This window comes from Saccharothrix ecbatanensis, from assembly GCF_014205015.1.
GTDB classification, from domain to species: Bacteria; Actinomycetota; Actinomycetes; order Mycobacteriales; family Pseudonocardiaceae; genus Actinosynnema; species Actinosynnema ecbatanense.
In genome coordinates this window covers 5,644,135-5,663,256 of sequence record NZ_JACHMO010000001.1, presented here as the reverse complement: position 1 = coordinate 5,663,256, position 19,122 = coordinate 5,644,135, and the positions used below count along the sequence as shown (strand labels likewise).

12 protein-coding genes are annotated in these 19,122 nt (G+C 70.9%); 9 read left to right on the top strand and 3 right to left on the bottom strand.

What is annotated here, in order from left to right:
• Positions 1–25: 25 nt before the first annotated feature.
• Entirely contained in the window at positions 26–1,903 is a 1,878-nt protein-coding gene (locus tag F4560_RS23760; RefSeq protein WP_184923315.1) for a ricin-type beta-trefoil lectin domain protein, read from the bottom strand.
• A 166-nt stretch (positions 1,904–2,069) separates the two neighbouring features.
• Positions 2,070–3,077 carry a LacI family DNA-binding transcriptional regulator gene (locus F4560_RS23755; RefSeq protein WP_184923313.1) on the bottom strand — a complete coding sequence of 336 codons (1,008 nt, stop codon included), beginning with the start codon at positions 3,075–3,077 and terminating at the stop codon, positions 2,070–2,072.
• A gap of 123 nt (positions 3,078–3,200) precedes the next feature.
• Between F4560_RS23755 and gnd the strand changes: the two genes are divergently transcribed.
• Both gnd and F4560_RS23745 read left to right on the top strand, forming a co-directional pair.
• Complete coding sequence (gnd, locus tag F4560_RS23750; RefSeq protein ID WP_184923311.1) at positions 3,201–4,640, top strand: NADP-dependent phosphogluconate dehydrogenase; 1,440 nt, start codon at positions 3,201–3,203, stop codon at positions 4,638–4,640.
• Between the two features lie 396 nt (positions 4,641–5,036).
• Positions 5,037–7,241: a SulP family inorganic anion transporter gene (locus F4560_RS23745; protein ID WP_184923309.1), complete on the top strand. Its 2,205-nt coding sequence runs from the start codon at positions 5,037–5,039 to the stop codon at positions 7,239–7,241.
• A gap of 68 nt (positions 7,242–7,309) precedes the next feature.
• On the opposite strand, the gene F4560_RS23740 is transcribed toward F4560_RS23745, so the two are convergent.
• A complete protein-coding gene (locus F4560_RS23740; protein ID WP_184923307.1) occupies positions 7,310–7,624 on the bottom strand; it encodes a hypothetical protein in 315 nt (104 codons plus the stop codon).
• A gap of 175 nt (positions 7,625–7,799) precedes the next feature.
• Between F4560_RS23740 and F4560_RS23735 the strand changes: the two genes are divergently transcribed.
• The 7 genes from F4560_RS23735 (at position 7,800) to F4560_RS23705 (ending at position 19,068) form a co-directional block, all read left to right on the top strand.
• Positions 7,800–8,648 (top strand): helix-turn-helix domain-containing protein, encoded by an 849-nt coding sequence (locus F4560_RS23735; protein WP_184929349.1) that lies wholly within the window; start codon positions 7,800–7,802, stop codon positions 8,646–8,648.
• Positions 8,649–8,666: 18 nt separating this feature from the next.
• Positions 8,667–8,858, top strand: a complete 192-nt coding sequence (locus F4560_RS23730; RefSeq protein WP_184923305.1) for a DUF397 domain-containing protein — start codon at positions 8,667–8,669, stop codon at positions 8,856–8,858.
• A 215-nt stretch (positions 8,859–9,073) separates the two neighbouring features.
• The gene (locus F4560_RS23725; protein WP_184923304.1) at positions 9,074–9,721 is read left to right on the top strand and encodes a DedA family protein; all 648 of its coding nucleotides are present in this window, start codon (positions 9,074–9,076) and stop codon (positions 9,719–9,721) included.
• Between the two features lie 582 nt (positions 9,722–10,303).
• Positions 10,304–13,156: an AfsR/SARP family transcriptional regulator gene (locus tag F4560_RS23720; protein WP_184923303.1), complete on the top strand. Its 2,853-nt coding sequence runs from the start codon at positions 10,304–10,306 to the stop codon at positions 13,154–13,156.
• Between the two features lie 247 nt (positions 13,157–13,403).
• Entirely contained in the window at positions 13,404–15,695 is a 2,292-nt protein-coding gene (locus F4560_RS23715; protein WP_184929348.1) for a chitinase C-terminal domain-containing protein, read from the top strand.
• A gap of 179 nt (positions 15,696–15,874) precedes the next feature.
• A complete protein-coding gene (locus F4560_RS23710; RefSeq protein WP_184923302.1) occupies positions 15,875–16,078 on the top strand; it encodes a hypothetical protein in 204 nt (67 codons plus the stop codon).
• 11 nt (positions 16,079–16,089) lie between these two features.
• Positions 16,090–19,068: a helix-turn-helix transcriptional regulator gene (locus tag F4560_RS23705; RefSeq protein WP_184923301.1), complete on the top strand. Its 2,979-nt coding sequence runs from the start codon at positions 16,090–16,092 to the stop codon at positions 19,066–19,068.
• The last annotated feature ends 54 nt before the right edge of the window (positions 19,069–19,122 follow it).

The following is a 19,122-nucleotide window of genomic DNA, read 5'->3' as shown; positions in this document are numbered from 1 at the left end:
GGTCAGACCGGTCAGACGACAGCGGTCAGGCCACGTTCCACTTCTGGTTCGCCCCGCCGGTGCAGGTCCAGATCTGGAGCCTGGTGCCGTCGGCGCTGGTGTTGCCGGTGACGTCCACGCACTTGCCGGTCGCCGGGTTCACCAGGTCGCGGCCCGCCGTGTAGGTCCACTGCTGGTTCGCCCCGCCCGCACAGCTCCACAGCTGGAGTTGAGCGCCGTCGGCGGTGCCGTGGTCCTTGATGTCGAGGCACTTGCCCAGCGCCCGCAGCGTGCCGTCACCGGGCCGCGACCACTGCTGCGCCGAGGTGCCGTTGCACGTGTACAGCTGCACGGCCGTGCCGTCCACGCTGCTGCCGCCCGCGATGTCGACGCACTTGCCGGCCAGACCGGTGATCGCGCCACCGCCCGTGCCGCCGCCACTGCCCGGCGTGCCCTGCCAGGTGAACGTCGCCGACGTGCGGGCCGGCAGCGTGTAGGTGAAGGACTGGTTGCCCCAGTTCACCCGGATCGACTGGGACGACGTGCCGCCGTTGTGCGCGATCAGGGCCTTCGAGCCGTCCGGGTTGCGGTAGGCGACGTTCTGCACCGTGCCGTTCGCGGTGGAGTCGATCCGGTGCGCGCCCGGCTTGACGAACTTCGTCAGGTGACCGGTGGTGTAGTACTCGATCGTGTAGTCCACCTGACCGGCCCGCGAACCGCCCTCCTGGACGGTGATCAGCCCGGTGCACGTGCCGCAGCCGCCGTTGTGCGGCCCCATGTTCTGGTTCAGCGCCAGGCTCCACTTCACGATGCTGGAGCTCCAGTTGCGGGCGTGTTCGACGATGTCGCCCATGTCCTCGTTGTGCTGGTTCGAGACCCACGTGCCGCCGGAGTGCTCGGTGCTGAACTGCTTCACGTTCGGGTACTGGTTGTGCACCTGCGTGCCCACGGCCGGCTCGCCGAAGTAGTCGTGCCACGCGATGCCGCCGAACAGCGGGTCGTTGCGAACGCCCGCGTCACCGAGGATGGCCGCGCCGAAGTTGGCGTAGTCGCCGTAGTTCCAGTCGTGCACCAGCACCTTGGTGGTGATGCCCGCCGCGCGGAACGCCGGGTAGACGAAGTTCTTGGTGAACTCGACCAGCCCGGCCGGGTTCCAGGCCATGCCGGGGTAGTTCATCGCGGTCGGGTTGGAGGCCTGGCAGCAGTTGGGTTCGTTCTGCACCGAGATGTACTTGAGCGGCACGCCGGCCGCCTGGTAGCTCTGCACGTACTTGACCAGGTACTGGGCGTACGTGGGGTAGTGCTCCCACTTCAGCCAGCCCATCTGGTCCATGCGCCCGTTGTCCTTCATCCAGCCCGGCGCGCTCCACGGCACGCCCTTCACCGTGAGGGCGGGGTTGAGCTGGCGTGCCTGCTGGGTGAGGAGGCGGACGTTCGTGTCGTAGCCGTTGGCGCCGAAGTCGTTCAGGTCGCAGCACGTGTCGTCGAGCGAGACGTGGCCCGGACGGGACAGGTCGGACGCGCCGATCGGGTTGCGCACGAACGACAGGCCGATGCCGTCGACCGGGTGGAACAGCTTGCGCATCACCGCGTCCCGCGTGGCGGCCGAGACGGGACCTCCGCGCAGCAGGTACGCGGTGGTGTCGGTGATCGACGCGCCGCCGCCCTCGAACTGCTGGTAGGTGGTGCCCTCGTTGACGGTGATGGTGTGGTTCGCGCTGCCGCCGTTCGTGCCGAACGCGACGGACGGCTGCTGGGCGAGGCCGCGGGTGACGGTCCGGCCGCCCGAGTCGGACGTGGTGGTCAGGTAGACGTTGACCGTCTCGCCCGCGGCGGAGGCGGGTGACGAGGCGGTGACGGCGGCCGCGAGTGTGATCACGGCTATACCGGTGCTGATGAACGCCCGACGGTGGGGAGAGGGCACCTCGGACTCCTTTCACGACGTTGTGCACAGGGTCATCGGCGACTGAAACAGAATGGAACATTTCTGGAACATCTGCGCACCTGAAGGAAACAATGGCGCGCAACCCGTGTCAAGGCCGCCGATCGGGCCCGGTGAAACCCGGTAAAGACCGTGAAAAGAGGGTGCGTCAGACGCGCGGCGCAGGGCCTGTGGACGCCCTGACCACCAGTTCCGTGGCCAGCTCGACGTGCAGCGCTTCCAGCTCGTGCCGGTCCAGGAGCCGCATCAGCAGCGTCACGGCCATCCGGCCCATCTCCTGCAACGGCTGCCGCACGGTGGTCAGTTCCGGTCGCGTGGCACGGCTGAGGTCGAGGTCGTCGAAACCGGCGACGGACAGGTCGCGCGGCACGTCCAGCCCGTGTTCGCGGGCCGCCCGCAACGCCCCGACCGCCATCTTGTCGTTGAACGCGACCAACGCGGTGGGCCGGTCGGGCAGGTCGAGCAGGTCGCGCGCGACCAGGTAACCGTTCTCCGTGGTCGGCTCGTCCACGTGCCGCAACAGCTCCGCCGACGGCAGCACGCCGACGTCTGACAACGCCGCCGCGTACCCCGCGAGCCTGCCGTCGCTCGCCAGCCAGTCACCCGGTCCGCCGATGATCCCGATCCGCCGGTGGCCCAGCTCCACCAGGTGCGCCATCAGCCGCCGCGCGCCCGCGAAGTGCGCCGCGGACACCGAGGCCACGTCGCGCGGCAGCTCGGTGCGCGGGTCGACCACCACGAACGGGAACCGCCGGTCCCGCAACCGGACCAGCTCCTCGACCGGCTCCGGCGGCAGTATCAGGATCGCGCCGCCGATGTCGGACCGGGCGGCCAGGCCGGGCAGGACGGACGCGCGCTGCGCCGACGTGCCGGCGTTCAGCAGGACCTGCCGGTGGTGCAGCGACAACGTCTCGGCGACCGTGGACACGATCAGTCCGAAGTAGTCGGTGAGCAGGTACGGGCAGCGCACGTAGATCGGCCCGGCCGGCTTCGCGCCACGCGGCCTCGGCGCCTCCGCACCCAAGCCGGCAACGGCCTTCAGCACCAGCTCACGGGTGTGCGCGGCGACGTTGGCCTGGCCGTTCAGCACCCTGGAGACGGTCGCGATGGACAGGCCGGTCGCCTTCGCCACGTCCCGCACCGTCGCCCTGGCCATCCACGCCCCCTGTTCCACTCCTGTTTCAGGACGTTACAGGAGTGATCGACGCCGCACTGCGCAACGGGCATTCAGGGGTGTCACACAGGTGCGCGCGGGCGCGGATTTAGGCAGGCTGTGCAGATGACCACCTCCGAGGCATCCGCGCGGATCGCCGTCACCGGGCTCGCCGTCATGGGCAGCAACCTGGCGCGCAACCTCGCCCGACACGGCTACCGCGTCGCCGTGCACAACCGCAGCCACGCCCGCACCAAGGCGCTCATCTCCGAACACGGCCACGAGGGCGACTTCGTGCCCGCGGAGACGCTGGAAGAGCTCGTGGGGAGCCTCCAGACGCCGCGCCAGATCATCATCATGGTCAAGGCGGGCGGGCCGACCGACGCCGTCATCGACGAGCTCGTGCCCCTGCTGGAGCCGGGCGACATGGTGATCGACGGCGGCAACGCGCATTACGCCGACACCCGCCGCCGCGAGGCCGCGTTGAAGGAGGTCGGGCTGCTCTTCGTCGGCGCGGGCATCTCCGGCGGCGAGGAAGGCGCGCTGAACGGCCCGTCGATCATGCCGGGCGGGCCCAAGGAGTCCTATGAGCACCTCGGGCCGGTGCTGGAGGACATCGCGGCCAAGGTCGACGGCGTGCCGTGCTGCGTGCACGTCGGGCCGGACGGCGCCGGGCACTTCGTGAAGATGGTGCACAACGGCATCGAGTACGCCGACATGCAGCTCATCGCCGAGGCGTACGACCTGCTGCACCGGGTCGGCGGCATGACGCCCGCCGACGTGGCCGAGGTGTTCCGCGGCTGGAACAGCGGCGACCTGGAGTCGTACCTGGTTGAGATCACCGCCGAGGTGCTGGGCCACGTGGACGCGGAGACCGGCGCCGCGCTGGTCGACGTGATCGCGGACGAGGCCGAGCAGAAGGGCACCGGCCGCTGGACCGTGCAGGAGGCGCTGGAGCTGGGCGTGCCGGTGACGGGTATCGCGGAGGCGGTGTTCGCGCGGTCCCTGTCCGGGCGGGCGGGGCAGCGGCAGGCGGTGCGCGAGGCGTTCGGGCCGGCCGAGGTCGCGGGCGGGGCGGACGAGTCGCTGGTCGAGGACGTGCGGCAGGCGCTGTACGCGTCCAAGGTCGTCGCGTACGCGCAGGGCTTCGACCAGATGCGGGCGGCGAGCGCCGAGTACGGCTGGGACCTCGACCTGGGCGCGATGGCCACCATCTGGCGTGGCGGCTGCATCATCCGGGCCCGGTTCCTGGACCGGATCCGTGAGGCGTACGACAAGGCGCCGGAGTTGCCGTCGCTGTTGGTGGACGACTACTTCCGGGACGCCGTGCGGTCGGCCGAGGCGGCGTGGCGGCGGGTCGTGGTGAAGGCCGTGACCGCCGGCGTGCCCGCGCCCGGTTTCGTGTCCGCGCTGGCGTACTACGACGGGCTGCGGTCCGAGCGCCTGCCCGCGTCCCTGATCCAGGGCCTGCGCGACTTCTTCGGCGCGCACACCTACCGCCGCACCGACCGCGAGGGCAGCTTCCACACCCTCTGGTCGGGCGACCGGTCGCAAGTAGACGCCTGAGCGAATTTTCACGGAGACCCCGTCACGGCCGACTGTCGGCTGTGGCGGGGTTTCCCGCTGTCGGGGGTAAATGCCGTCACCTCGGGTGACGAAGCGGGCGTTGATCAACACGTCCGGGTGGAACGCCTGTCAGATCGGCCAAATCCTCGTCATTATGGTGTGGACGCGACCTGTGCGACGCGGGCTGTGCCGACACGTCCCCTGTGCCGACACGGAGGTGCCACCGTGGCAAACCTTCACCACCGCGCCGGAGCCGAGTGCCGATCCGCCGGACTCGATGCCTGCTGGCCTCGTCCGCCGCTGCCGCCCTTAGCGCGGCCGTAGGCACCTCCCCGAACGACGACACCCCGCGCCCTCGTGCGGGGCGATGACCCGTTGCGCTCGAAAGGACCTGACATGAACCGCCCACGCCCCAACAAGTCCCACGCCGGCGAGCACACCACGGCCGGTCCTCCGGGCGGCTTGGCCGCCGTGCTCCGACACGACCTGCCGGCCTCCGTCGTGGTGTTCCTGATCGCCGTGCCGCTGTCGCTCGGCATCGCCGCCGCGACCGGTGCTCCACTGATGGCAGGGCTGATCTCCGCGGTCGTCGGCGGCGTCGTGGCGGGGGCGTTGGCCGGTGCGCCGTTGCAGGTCAGCGGGCCGGCGGCGGGCATGGTGGTGATCACCGCGGGCATCATCGCCGAGTACGGCTGGGCGGCCACGGCGGCCATCACGCTCGCCGCCGGCCTCGTGCAGATCGTGTTCGGGCTGAGCCGGATCGGTCGGGCCGCGCTGTCCCTGTCGCCCGCGGTGGTGCACGGGATGCTCGCCGGCATCGGGCTGAGCATCGCGCTGGGCCAGGTCGCCGTCGTCCTCGGAGGCACGGCGGCCACGTCCGTGTTCGACAACCTCGCCAGGCTGTTCACCACCGACGTGCGGTGGTCCGCGCTGCTCGTCGGCATGCTGACCGTGGCGGCGCTGCTGCTCTGGCCACGCGTGCCGCGTGCCGCGTTCGTTCCCGCGCCGCTGGTCGCGGTGCTGATCGCGACGCTGGCCGCGCTGGGCCTCGACGTGGCACGGGTCGACCTGCCCGGTGATCCGCTGGGCCAGGTCGTGCTGCCGCAGATGCCGTCCGGCAGCTTCGCCGGGATCGTGTTCGCGGTGCTCACGGTGGCCGTGGTGGCGAGCGTCGAGTCGTTGCTGTCGGCCGTCGCCGTGGACAAGCTGCACGACGGGCCGCGCGCGGACCTCGACCGGGAGCTGATCGCCCAGGGCGCCGCCAACGCGGTCGCCGGCGCGCTCGGCGGACTCCCGGTGACCGGGGTGATCGCGCGCAGCTCGACCAACGTCGCGGCGGGCGCCCGCACCCGTGCGTCGACCGTGCTGCACGGCGTGTGGATCGCGGTGTTCGTGCTCGCACTGGGGTCGGTGCTGGAGCTGATCCCGTTGGCAGCCTTGGCGGGTGTGCTGTTGGTGGTGGGCGCGCGGCTGGTGAGCGTCCGGCGGATGCGTGCGCTGTGGCGGCACGGTGAGTTCGCGGCGTACGCGGTCACCGTGGTCGGTGTCGTGGCGCTCGGGCTGGTGGAAGGCGTCCTGCTCGGTGTCGCGGTGGCGGCGCTGCGGTCGCTGCACCGGCTGACCCGCAGCTCGGTGCGCATCGAGCCCGAGGCGGACGGGTGGCGCGTGGTGATCCGCGGCTCGCTGGTGTTCCTCGGCGCCGGACGGCTGGTGCGCGGGCTGCGTGCCATCCCGTTGGGGCAGCGCGTGGTGCTGGAGCTGCACATCGACTTCCTCGACCACGGCGCGTACGAGGCGATCGACGACTGGCGCGTCGGTTACGAGCGGCTGGGCGGGCACGTCGAGGTGGACGAGGTGCACGACACGTGGTTCAGCAAGGCCACCAAGGGGATCCCGGCGCTGCGCAAGACTCCGCTGTCGCCGTTGCCGAGGTGGTTCGCGCCGTGGTCGCACTGGCAGCGCCGGCACGCCGTGACCCTGCCCCGGCAGCGCATGGACGTCGACCCCATGATCCGCGGGATGCGCGAGTTCGAGCGCACCACCGCGCCGCTGGTCCGCCCGTTCCTGTCGGAGCTCGCCGCGCGGGGCCAACGCCCGCGGCAGCTGTTCATCACGTGTGCCGACTCCCGCGTGGTGCCCAACCTGATCACCACCAGCGGGCCGGGTGACCTGTTCTGCGTGCGCAACATCGGCAACCTGGTGCCGATGGACGGCGAGGACTCGGTCGGCGCGGCGATCGAGTACGCGGTGGAGGTGCTGAACGTCGGGACGATCGCGGTGTGCGGGCACTCGGACTGCGGCGCGATGAAGGCCGTGGTGCACGGTTCGACCCGGCCCGGCACGCGGCTGCACGCGTGGCTGAAGGGCGTCGAGCCGAGCCTCGTCCGGTTCCACGCGACCGAGTCGGACCTGCCGGTGGTGGACCGACTGGCGGTGGCGAACGTCGCGCAACAGCTGGACAACCTGCTGACCTACCCAAGCGTGCGCGAGGCCGTGACGACGCGGTCCCTGCGACTGGTGGGCATGTACTTCGACATCTCAGCCGCCCGCGTCTACCTGGTGGACCCGGAACGCGACGGCCTGGAACCAGTCTGCGTATAACCGCCGCCCACGAGATCGAATCCGGACCACGAGCGGTCTGCCGCCGCGGAGCGGCAAATCGAACTCAGTCAGCGACCGAGCCCGCCGTCTGCGGAGCAGCGGCCATCCAACACGGCCATCAAACACAACTGCGCCCCGAGGTAGGCGCGGCACGGTGACGGCAGTCGGCGGCTCCACCTGCGGGTCCGGCAGGTGGGGCAGCGGCCATGCTCGTCCGGGGTGTGCTCGTCCAGCAACGCCTTGACGGCCGCGACCACGCGGGGCAGTTCGCAGCGGGCCAGTTCGACCGCGGTCTCGTCGTCACCGGTCGACGCCAGGCGTACCAGCGTGGCCAGGTGCTCGTGGAGGGACCTGTCGAGCTGGCTGAAGACGGTGACGGACACCTTCGGCGCTCCTTCCCTGACTGGATGGGCCGTGCTCCACGCAGCCTCTTACCGCATCCGGCCGACTGCAAGTTGCACTACACGAATGGATGACGTCGCTTTGCGCCGTTGTCGCCGGGCCACAGACTGTGCTTTGCCGCAAGGGCTGGAGGTCACCGAATGGGAAGGCAAACGGATGGCACGGGGCAGCAGCCCGACGCTGCGCAAGCGTCGACTGGTCAGCGAATTGCGCAGATTGCGTGAAGCGGCCGGCCTGACGATCGATGAGGTCGGCGAGCGGTTGGAGTGCTCGGCCTCCAAGATCAGCCGTATCGAGACCGGGCGGGTCGGCGTCACGCCGCGCGACGCCCGTGACCTGCTCGCGGTCTACGGGGCCGATCCGGTGACGCTGGAGGAGCTCGTGCAATTGGCCCGTGAGGCGCGGCGCAAGGCTTGGTGGGATGAGTTCGGCGATATCGCGCCCGGCCGTTACGTCGGGTTCGAGGCGGACGCCGAGTCGGCGCGCACCTATCAGGGGTTGATGGTGCCCGGCCTGCTCCAGTGCGAGGCGTACACGAGGGCGTTGATCCGCGAGGTGCTGCCCGACGCCGCGCCCGCCGAGGTGGACCGGCGGGTGGAGTTGCGCAAGGCGCGGCAGGCGTTGCTGGTGGAGGACGACCCGCTGCGCTTGCACGTGGTGATCGACGAAGCCGCCTTGCGTCGGCTGGTCGGCGGCAGGGAGGTGATGGCCGAGCAGTTGCGGCGACTCGGTGAAGTCGGGGAACTGCCGAATATCACCCTTCAGGTTGTCTCTTTCGAGTCCGGCGGACATGCCGCGATGGACGGCCCGTTCGTGATCCTGACGTTTCCCGAGCACCTTGATCCGGACGTGGTATACATCGAAAGCACGCATGGCGACGTCTATTTGGAGCAGCAGTCGGACGTCGTCAGGTATGCCGACATGTTCGCGCGGCTCTGCGCGGAATCGCTCGACCCGGCCGCGTCGTCCGCGCTGATCGGGAGGGTGGCGCGCGAGCTCGGTTGAGAACCGGGGTGAATTGCCATGCAACGGGAATGGCGCAAGAGCACGCGGTCGTCGGCGGGTGGTCCGGAGTGCGTGGAAATAGCGCTCGACCCGACCGGCGCCGGTGTGCGTGATTCGAAGAACCCGACCGGCGGCGAGTTGGACTTCGGCGCCACGCCGTGGGTCCGATTCGTCGGCACGGCGAAGAACGGTGTGATCGACCCGCGCTGAGGAAATCGTTCTGCGGTCTGCTGTTCGGGGACGTTCCCCAGGGTTTCCCTAGGGCACGTCCCCGACTTCTGTCACGGATCTGTACGACCGTGGTCTGGTGGCCGGTCAGTCCTCGGTCGGATGTGCCCGGCGGTGACTTCGCGGTGGACTCCCCTTAGCCTGCACTCCGGTGCTCGCTCATGATCCACACGTCATGATCCACAGGGGGATGAACCATGGCATTGCTGACCGACGCCTTGGAAGGGCTCGCCGGTCTGCCCCAACCCGCCGTGCTGGCGGTGACGGGCGCGTTGACGTTGGCCGAGTGCACGCTGGGCGTGGGGTTCATCGCACCGGGGGAGAGCGCGCTGCTGTTGGCGGCCACCACGGTGACGACCGTGCCGCGGTTCCTGGTGATGTGGCTCGTGGTGTCGGTGTGCGCGGTGGCCGGTGACAGCATCGGCTACTTCCTGGGGCGCAAGTACGGCGACCGGCTGCGTGAGAGCAAGATCGTGCGCAAGATCGGTCAGGAGCACTGGGACAAAGCGGGGGCGTTGCTGCGCCGGCGTGGTGCGTGGGCGGTGTTCTTCGCCCGGTTCATGCCGGTGGTGCGGACGTTGGTGCCGGCGTCGGCGGGTGCGTCGAAGCTGGAGTACCGCCGGTTCCTGCCCGCTTCGATCGCGGGTGCGGTGAGCTGGTCGGCGTTGCACATCGGGATCGGGTCGGCGGCGGGCGCGTCGGCGAAGTACATCGAGTCCGTGTTCAACGGTGTGATGTGGGTCCTGATGGCCGTCGCGATCGTGGTCGGCGTCGTGGTGGTGCTGCGCCGTCGTCGCGCCGCGTCCAAGGCCACCGAGCCCCGCGAACTCGAAGAAGTCGCCTAACCCTCCGCGTGAGTCCTACGTTCAGAACGCGCGAGTCGTACGTTCAGGACCACCGTGTCCTACGTTCAGGACCCCCGAATTCAACGCTCAGAACAGTCGATCTTGTACTGAGCGTTGAACTCGGGGGTTCCGAACGTAGGACTCACGGGTCCTGAACGTAGGACTCACGGGGTCTGGAGGTTCGACACGCGGGACCTGAGTGTTCGACTCGCGCGCGGGGAAAGGCTGAAGGGGCCGTGTGCGGGGGTTCGGATCCCGGACGCGGCCCCTTCAACTGGGGGAGGGCAAGGAGGTGGGTCGTCCCCTACCGGACGGCCCGTCTCCGGGTGGAGAAGGGGACGAGGGCGGGCCGGCGTTCCGCCGCCGCGGGCTGGATGCCCCTTGCACGCCGGCCTGCCCTCGTCGTTCATGGAGAGCAGCGGATGTTCCGCTGTCTGGCCCAACCTGCCGCACCTGGGTTCGCCCTGTGTGGTTGATCGGACACGCTTAGCGTAAGAATGCGGCTACAGGACGACTGGAGCCCCACTGAAGTGATCTCCTGGGCTCCTTCGTGGGCTTCGACTTTCGGCGAAGGAACGGTCGGTGGCAGACGGCGGCGGAGAGCGCTTGCGGTTCGAGGTGCTCGGCCTTCTCCGGGCGGTGCGCGGCGGCGGGGAGGTCGACCTCGGCGCCGCCAAGCAGCGTGCCGTCCTGGCGGTGCTGCTGCTCGCCCGCAACACCCCCGTCAACCGGGGCCAGATCATCGAGGCGGTCTGGGGCGACAACACGCCCAGCAGCGCGGTCAACCTCGTCCAGACCTACGTCGCCGGACTCAGACGCGCGCTGGAGCCACGGCGGGCACGGCGCGCACCGGCCGAGCTGCTGACCTCCGTCGGTGACGGCTACCTCCTGCGCGTCGACCCGAACGCGGTCGACCTGGACGAGTTCGAACGCGGTGTGGCGACGGCCGCACGGCTCCGCTCCACCGGTGACCTGGTCGCGGCGGCCACCACGCTGGACGACGCCCTGAGCCTCTGGCGCGGTGAACCGCTGGGCGGCGTCGCCGGACTGTTCGCCGAGGTCGAGCGCGGCCGGCTGGCGGAACGCAGGCTCGCGGTGCTGGAGGAACGGGCCGAGCTGCTGCTGTTGATCGGCCGCGGCGCGGAGCTGGTGCCGTCCCTGACCACGCTCGTCGGCGAACACCCGCTCCGCGAACGCGGCCACGGCCTGCTGATGCGGGCCCTGTGCCAAGCGGGACGGCAGGCCGAGGCGTTGGGCGTCTACCGCGAGGCACGCCGGGTGCTGATCGACGAGCTGGGCGTCGAGCCCGGCCCGGAGTTGCGCAAACTCCAGCAGGCCGTGCTGTCCGGCGAGAACCCCGAACCCGAGCGCCCGACCCGGCCGATGACGCTGCGCCCCGTGGGGGAGTCGGCGCCCGCCATCACGCCCGCACAGCTGCCGCGCGCCTCGGCGACCCTGATCGGCCGCGACGACGAGCTGAAGAAGCTGGACGGACTGCTGGCCGCGCACCAAGACGGCGGCCTGGTGCTCGTGGTCACCGGCCCGGCGGGCGTGGGCAAGACGGCGCTCGCCCTGCACTGGGCGCAGACCGTCCGCGAGGACTTCCCGGACGGCCAGCTGTACGTCGACCTGCACGGCTACGACCCGAACCAGGAGCCGCTGGGCGCGGGCGAGGTGCTGAGCCGGTTCCTGCGCACGCTGGGCGTGCCGTCACCGGACATCCCGGTCACCGCGGAGGAGCGTTCGGCGCTGTTCCGGACCCTCATCGCGGACCGCCGCATGGTGGTGATGCTGGACAACGCCCGCGGCTCGACCGAACTGCTGCCGCTGCTGCCCGGCCCGCCGTCGTGCGTCGTGGTGACGTCCCGCCGGCGGTTGGTCGGCCTGGTCGCGCACGCCGAGGCACGGCTGGTCGAGCTGGACATGCTGGACGTGGACGCGTCGGTGGCCGTGGTGGGCCGGATCGCCGGTCGGGACGGGACGGAGGCCGCCGCGCTGCGCCGGTTGGCCGTGCTGTGCGACGGCCTGCCGCTGGCGCTGCGGATCGCGGCGGCCCGGCTGGCGGTCGCGCCGACGTTGCGGGTCGCCGAACTCGTGGCCGAGCTGGACGACGAGCACGGCCGGTTGGCGGCTCTGGGCCTGGAGGACGAGGACTCGACGGTCCGCGCGGCGCTGGACGCGTCACGCCGGGCGCTGTCGCCGTTGCCCGCACGGCTGTTGGCGTTGCTGGGCCTGCACCCCGGCCCGGACGTGACGGCGTTCGTGGTGGCCGCCATGGCACGGGTGCGGGTCGGCGAGGCGCAGCGCGCGCTGGACGCGTTGACGGCGGCGAACCTGCTGTCGGTGAACGAGCCCGGCCGGTACGGGGCGCACGACCTGGTGCGCGTCTACACCCGGACGTTGGCCGCCGAACTGCCGGCTGACGTCCGGCGCGAGGCGACCGGCCGGATGCTGGACTTCTACCTGCACTGCGCGGACCTCGCCGACGGTCAGCTGCCGGTGGGGCGCGGGAGCGTGCGGGTGGCGCCCGAGCACGTGCCGGTGGAGCTGCCGAAGCTGTCCGGTCCGGCCGCCGCGACCGCCTGGCTGGACGCCGAGCAGGGCAACATCATCGCCGCCGCGGAGTTGGCCGCCGCACCCGCCGCGGCCCCGGAATGGCCGGTGCACGCGTGGCAGCTGCCGTACACGCTGTCGCGGTTCCTGTGGCTGCGGGCGGACCGGACGACGTGGCTGCGGACGACGGAGGCCGCGCTGGAGGCGGCCACCACGCTGGGTGACCCCGAGGCGAAGTTCGTGATGCTGTTCAACCTGGGCATCGTGCTGGCCCAGTTCCAGCGGATGGACGAGTCGCTGGTCCGGCACCGCGAGGCGCTGGACGTGGCGCGCGCGTCGGGTGACCTGAACGCGCAGGCCAGGGCGTTGACGACGGTCGCCGACATGCTGGCGTTCCTGGGCCGGCTGGACGAGTCGGAGGCGTCGTACCGGGAGGCGCTGGACGTCAGCCGGTCCGCCGGGTCGCGGTGGGCCGAGGCGAACGCCCACCACAACCTCGGGCTGCTGCACCTGTCCTCCAAGCGGTACGACGACGCCAAGACGTGGCTGCGGGCGGCGGTGACGATGTACCGGGAGGTCGGCGAGCAGTGCGGTGAGTCGACCTGCCACACGGACCTCGCGGTGGTGCTGCTGGAGTCGGGTGAGGAGGGCGAGGCGCTGGCGTCGGCGCGCACCGCGCTGTCGGTCGCCTCGGCCGCCGCGAGCCCGTACCACCAGGCGATGGCGCACGACCGGCTGGCGACCGTGTTCGACCGGCTGGGGCTGCCCGGCGCGGTGGCGCACTGGCAGCGCGCGCTCGCGCTGTTCACCGAGCTGAACGCCCAGGAGTCGGACCAGGTGCGCGAACGCCTGGCCCGCGCCCGCGCCACCACCGCCGTCTGACACCCCGCCGTCTGACACCCCGCCGTCTGACACCCCGCCGTCTGACACCCCGCCGTCTCACACCCCCGTCTCACACCCCGCAGTCCGACATCCCGCGGGTGAAGCCCGATCTCCCTGATCGGTCGAGTGGTCTGGACCTATTGACATTGAGGTCTAGACCTATTTACGTTTCGTTCAGCTGCGTCGTGGCCGCCGCCTCGTGCAGGAGGAGTCGGTCGTGTCCCAAAGATCCAGGTTGTTGCCGTTGATGGCGTTGCTCGCCACGGTGGCCGGCCTCGTAGTCGCCGTCGTGTCCCCGTCCACGTCCAGTGCCGCCGCCGGCGAGGAGTGTCGACCGGACGGCCTCTACCAGACGCCCGGCGTCGCCGTGCCGTACTGCTCCGTCTACGACACCGAAGGCCGGGAGTCGATGGGCGCCGCCCACTCCCGCCGCGTGATCGGCTACTTCACCAGCTGGCGCACGGGCCGCAACGGCTCGCCCGCCTACCTGGCGTCCGACATCCCGTGGACCAAGGTCACCCACCTCAACTACGCGTTCGCGCACCTCGACGCGCAGAACCGGGTCTCGGTCGGCCCCGACGGCCCGGACAACGCGTCCACCGGCATGACGTGGCCGGGCGTCGAGCTCGACCCGTCCCTGCCGTACAAGGGCCACTTCAACCTGCTCAACAAGTACAAGAAGCAGTACCCGGACGTTAAGACGCTGATCTCGGTCGGCGGCTGGGCGGAGACCGGCGGCTTCCTCAACGCGGACGGCTCGCGCAACGCGTCCGGCGGGTTCTACAAGCTCGGCGCGCAGCCGCAGTCCACTGTGGACGCGTTCGCCGACTCCGCGGTGCAGTTCATCCGCACCTACGGCTTCAACGGCGTGGACATCGATTACGAGTACGCCACGTCGAACAACCACGCGGGCAACCCGGACGACTTCTGGATCTCCAACGCCAACCGCGGCACGCTGTGGGCCGGCTACGAGAAGATCATGAAGACGCTGCGGGAGAAGCTGGACCGCGCCTCGCAGCAGGACGGCAAGCACTACCTGCTCACCGCCGCCGTGCCCGCCTCGGGCTGGTTGCTGCGCGGCCAGGAGGCCTACCAGGTCACCCGCTACCTCGACTACCTGAACGTGATGAGCTACGACCTGCACGGCTCGTGGAACCACTTCGTCGGCCCGAACGCCGCGCTCTACGACGACGGCAAGGACGGCGAACTGGCCGCCGGCGGCGTCTACACCGCGCCGCAGTACGAGGGCATGGGGTACCTGAACACCGACTGGGCGTACCACTACTACCGCGGCGCGATGCAGGCCGGCCGGATCAACATCGGCGTGCCGTTCTACAGCCGCGGCTGGCAGGGCGTCACCGGCGGCACGAACGGGCTGTGGGGCCGGGCCGCGCTGCCCGACCAGACGAAGTGCCCCGCCGGCACCGGCTCGACCGTCGGCTCGACCACCCCGTGCGGCAACGGCGCGGTCGGCATCGACAACCTGTGGCACGACTCCACCGCCGGTGGCGCGGAAGTCCCGTCCGGCGTGAACCCCATGTGGCACGCCAAGAACCTGGAGAACGAGATCACGCCGGACTACCTGGCGCAGCACGGCCTGGACCCGGCGAACGACCCGACCGACCGCGTCACCGGCGCGTACAACCGCTTCTACGACAGCACGCTCACCTCGCCGTGGCTGTGGAACGCGGACAAGAAGGTGTTCCTGTCCACTGAGGACGAGCAGTCCATCGCGGCCAAGGCGAAGTACGTGGCGGACAAGGGCATCGGCGGCATCATGATCTGGGAGCTGGCCGGCGACTACCGCTTCGACGCCGCCAAGGGCCAGTACACCGTCGGCGACACCCTGCTCACCAAGATCAACGACGGCCTGCGCGGCGCGGCCCCGTACGGTGCGCGCAAGGCCGCCGGGACGACGCCGACCCGGGTGCTGGACGTCAGCGCCACCGTCTCCGGGTTCGCGCTCGGCGACAGCAACTACCCGATCACGCCGAAGCTGAAGATCACCAACAACTCGACCACCACCCTGCCGGGCGGCACGAAGATCGAGTTCGACTACGGCACGAGCGCGCCGGGCAGCATGTCCGACCAGTCCGGGTTCGGGCTCAAGGTCACCGCCAAGGGCCACTCGGGCGGCAACGTCGGCGGGCTGAAGGGCGACTTCCAGCACGTCGAGCTCACGCTGCCGACGTGGCAAGCGCTTGCGCCCGGCGCGTCGGTGGACGTGGCGCTGAGCTACCAGCTGCCGATCGCGTCACCGTCGAACTTCAAGCTCACCTTCGGCGGCCAGTCCTACGCCATCGCCTCCGACCACCCGCGCGGTGGCGGCGGCACGGATCCGACCACGACCACTCCTACAACTACTACGACCAGCCAGCCGAGCTGCACCGTGCCCGCGTGGGACCGCGCCAAGGTCTACAACGGAGGCAACGAGGTCTCCCACGGCGCCAAGCGCTGGCAGGCCAAGTGGTGGACGCAGGGCGAGGAGCCCGGCACGACCGGCGAGTGGGGCGTCTGGCGGGACCTCGGGGCCTGCTGAGGGTCTCTGAAGTGCGCTGACGCACACCTGAGGCATCCCTTACCCGCCGTCTGCTGCCCCTTACGGCGGCGGGTAAGGGGACCAACGCGCTAACCCACGTGAACGACGGATGCCCGCGCCGGTCCCTCAGGACGAATCTTCGTGTCATCAGAGAAGCAGGACGACACGAGGAGCAAGTCATGGACTGGACGACCGAGGGCCTCCAGGCGGAGATCGACTACCGGCAGGCCTCGCTGCGCCGCGACGCCGCGCACTACCGGGTCAGCAGGCAGTCGCTGCCGGCCAGGCCGTCCTGGTGGCGGCGGCTGGGTCACCGTCCCGGCCCTGATCTGCAGGGGGAGCCGAACGGCCACCGCGACAACGGCCACCGCGACGCCGCCTGAGGTGTGACAGCATGCCTGGTGTGGCACGCCTGGGTTCCGGAATTCCGTTGGTGGCGCGTAGCAGGGAGATGACCAGGCTGCGTGCCGCACTCGACGAAGCCGCAAGCGGCACGGCGGGCGCGATCCTGCTCTCCGGTGACGCGGGCGTCGGCAAGACGCGGGTGGTGGACGAACTGACCGCGGCGGCGGGTGACGCGCTCGTGCTCACCGGCCGCTGCCTGGACATCGGCGAGACCGGCCTCCCGTACCTACCCTTCACCGAGGCGTTGGGGCAGGTGCGGGCCGCCGGTCTGCTCGACGTGGCCGCCCGGCCCGCCCTCGGCCTGCTGCTGCCGGAGCTGGCGCTGCCGCCCGGCCACGACGTCAACCCCGGCGTGTCCGGCCTCCCGTCGCACCTGGTCGGCCGCCGTCCCGAGCAGGACGTCGGCCAGCTCCAGCTGTTCGACGCGGTGTACGGGCTGCTGTGCGAACTGGCCGAGCGGCGGCCGGTGCTGCTGGTGCTGGAGGACCTGCACTGGGCCGACGCCTCCACCCGTTACCTGCTCTCCTTCCTGCTTTCCCGGCTGCGCTCGCAGCGACTGCTGATCATCGGCACCTACCGCTCCGACGACCTGCACCGGAGCCACCCGCTGCGTCCCCTGCTCAACGAGCTGGTCCGGCTGCCCGCCGTGCAACGGCTCGACCTGGCCCCGTTGAGCGCGATCGACGCCCGGTCGTTCGTCGCCGCGCTGGCCGACGACCTGCCCGACGACGTGCTGCTGGAGGTCGCCGAGCGCTCGGACGGCAACCCGTTCTTCGCCGAAGAGCTGATCGCGGTCGCCAGCTGCAGTGACGGCCGCGTGCCGTGGACGCTCGCCGAGGTGCTGCTGGCCCGGATCGAACGCCTGTCCCCGGACGCCCAGCGCGTGGTGCGGGTCGCGTCGGTCGGCGGCCGTTCGGTGCGGCACGACCTGCTGCGTGACGTGGCCGGCATGGACGACGTGGTGCTGGACGGGGCGCTGCGTGAGGCGGTGCAACACCACGTGCTGCTGATCAACGACGACGAGGTGTACACGTTCCGGCACGCGTTGCTGCGCGAGACCGTCTACCTCGACCTGCTGCCCGGAGAACGCGCGCGGATGCACTCCGCGTACGCCGACCGGCTCGCCTCGTCGGGTGGCAGGGGCGCCGCCGCCGCGCTGGCCCACCACAGCCTGGAATCGCACGACCTGGCCCGTGCGCTGCGTGCGTCGGTGGACGCGTCGAACGAGGCTCAGGCCGCCGGCGCGCCCGCCGAGTCGCTGCGGCACCTGGAGCAGGCGTTGAAGCTGTGGCCAGCGGTGCCCGTCGGTGACCGGCCGTCCGGGCTGACCGAGCTGGAGCTGCTGCGGAGCGCGTCGTGGGCGGCGGGGACGGCCGGTCAGCCGGAGCGGGCCATCGCGTTCGCCCGGACCGGCACGACCGTGGTGGACGAGTCGGATCCCGAGGGCGCGGCCGTGATGTGGCGGCGTTTCGCGCAGGCGTTGCAGGTGCTCGACGGCACGGACGACGAGAAGTACCACGCGGTGGAGGAGGCGTGGCGGCTGGTCCGGGACCGGTCCGCGAGCCCGGCCCGCGCGTGGGTGCTGGCGGTGTGGGCGGCGGCGTTGCGGCACGACCGCAAGTACGTCGAGGCCCGTGAACGCGCCGAGATGGCCGTGGCGGACGGGCGTGTGTCGGGTGCGGAGTCGGCGGTGGCGGACGCGTTGACCACGTTGGGGCTGCTGGACGAGCCCGAGGGCGAGGTGCCGCGGGCGCGTGAGCACCTGCTGGCTTCGGTGGCGTGCGCGATGGAGGCGAAGGCGGTCAGCACCGAGTTGCGCGCCCGGTACTTCCTCGGCGTGCACCACTACGACCTCGGTGAGCTGGACGAGGCCGGTCGGGTGTTCGACGAGGGCGTGGTGCGGGCGAAGGCGACCGGGCTGACGTGGAGTTCGTTCGGCTTGGAGCTGCGCATCCTCCAGGTGCTGACCAGGTATTACCGGGGTGAGTGGGAGGGCGCGGCGACGGCTGCCGAGCCGCCCGGCCTGCGGGTGTCGAGCACGGTGTCGGCGCGGTTGGCGGCGGCGGGGACGCACGTGGCGGTGAGCCGGGGCGAGTTCGAGCAGGCCGAGCGGATGATCCGGGAGCTGCGCGCGGACTGGCACCGTGACTTGCAGATCGCGTTGATCACCGGTGGCACGGGCGCGGAGCTGGCGTTGTGGCGGGGGCAGCCGGAGCTGGCGGTGGACCGGGTCGCGGACGCGATCAGCTGGTCGCGTCGGGAGGGCGAGTGGATGCTCGCCGGTATCCGGCTGGCGGCGTTGGGCGTGGCGGGGTACGTGGAGCTGGCCGCGCGGGCACGTCGTCGGCGGGATACGGCGGGTGAGGCGGAAGCCGTGCGGGCCGGTCGGGAGATGGCCGCTTACGCGTGTACGACGGCGGAGATGGGTGTGCCGCGCACGGGGGTGTTGGGGCCGGAGGGGGTTGCGTGGCTGGCGCGGGCGGCGGCTGAGGAGTCGCGGTTGACCGGCGCCGGTGACGTGGAGCTGTGGCGGCGTGCGGTGGACGGGTTCGGCTACGGGTCGGTGTTCGAGCAGGCCGTGTGCCGGTGGCGGTTGGCGGAGGCGTTGCTGGCGGCGGACCGGCGGGACGAGGCGGCGGCGCAGTTGCGGCCGGCCAGTGCGGTGGCGGACGAGCTGGGCGCGGCGCCGTTGCGTGAGGCGTTGGACCTGGTGGCGCGGCGGGCGCGGGTCGCTTTGCGTGACGTGGGGCCACGTGACCGCGTCGACCCGTTCACGCCGCGTGAACGTTCGGTGCTGGAGTTGGTCGCCCAAGGCCGCACCAACCGTCAGGTGGGCGAGGAGCTGTACATCTCGGAGAAGACCGTCAGCGTCCACTTGAGCCGGATCATGTCCAAACTGGGCGCCAGCCGCCGCGCCGAAGCCGTCGCCAACGCCTTCGACCGCGGCCTCCTGGACCACCCCGACTAACCCCACCTTCCGCGCGAGTCGAACCCCCAGGTCCCGCGTGTCGAACTTCCAGAT

Excerpts from the sequence above, each read along its gene's own strand:
- F4560_RS23735 (WP_184929349.1), top strand. The coding sequence starts at position 7,800 with ATGGCACGGGGCAGCAGCCCGACGCTGCGCAAGCGTCGACTGGTCAGC.
- F4560_RS23710 (WP_184923302.1), top strand. The coding sequence starts at position 15,875 with ATGGACTGGACGACCGAGGGCCTCCAGGCGGAGATCGACTACCGGCAG.
- F4560_RS23730 (WP_184923305.1), top strand. The coding sequence starts at position 8,667 with ATGCAACGGGAATGGCGCAAGAGCACGCGGTCGTCGGCGGGTGGTCCG.
- F4560_RS23715 (WP_184929348.1), top strand. The coding sequence starts at position 13,404 with ATGGCGTTGCTCGCCACGGTGGCCGGCCTCGTAGTCGCCGTCGTGTCC.
- F4560_RS23755 (WP_184923313.1), bottom strand. The coding sequence starts at position 3,077 with ATGGCCAGGGCGACGGTGCGGGACGTGGCGAAGGCGACCGGCCTGTCC.
- F4560_RS23725 (WP_184923304.1), top strand. The coding sequence starts at position 9,074 with ATGGCATTGCTGACCGACGCCTTGGAAGGGCTCGCCGGTCTGCCCCAA.
- F4560_RS23705 (WP_184923301.1), top strand. The coding sequence starts at position 16,090 with ATGCCTGGTGTGGCACGCCTGGGTTCCGGAATTCCGTTGGTGGCGCGT.
- gnd (WP_184923311.1), top strand. The coding sequence starts at position 3,201 with ATGACCACCTCCGAGGCATCCGCGCGGATCGCCGTCACCGGGCTCGCC.
- F4560_RS23745 (WP_184923309.1), top strand. The coding sequence starts at position 5,037 with ATGAACCGCCCACGCCCCAACAAGTCCCACGCCGGCGAGCACACCACG.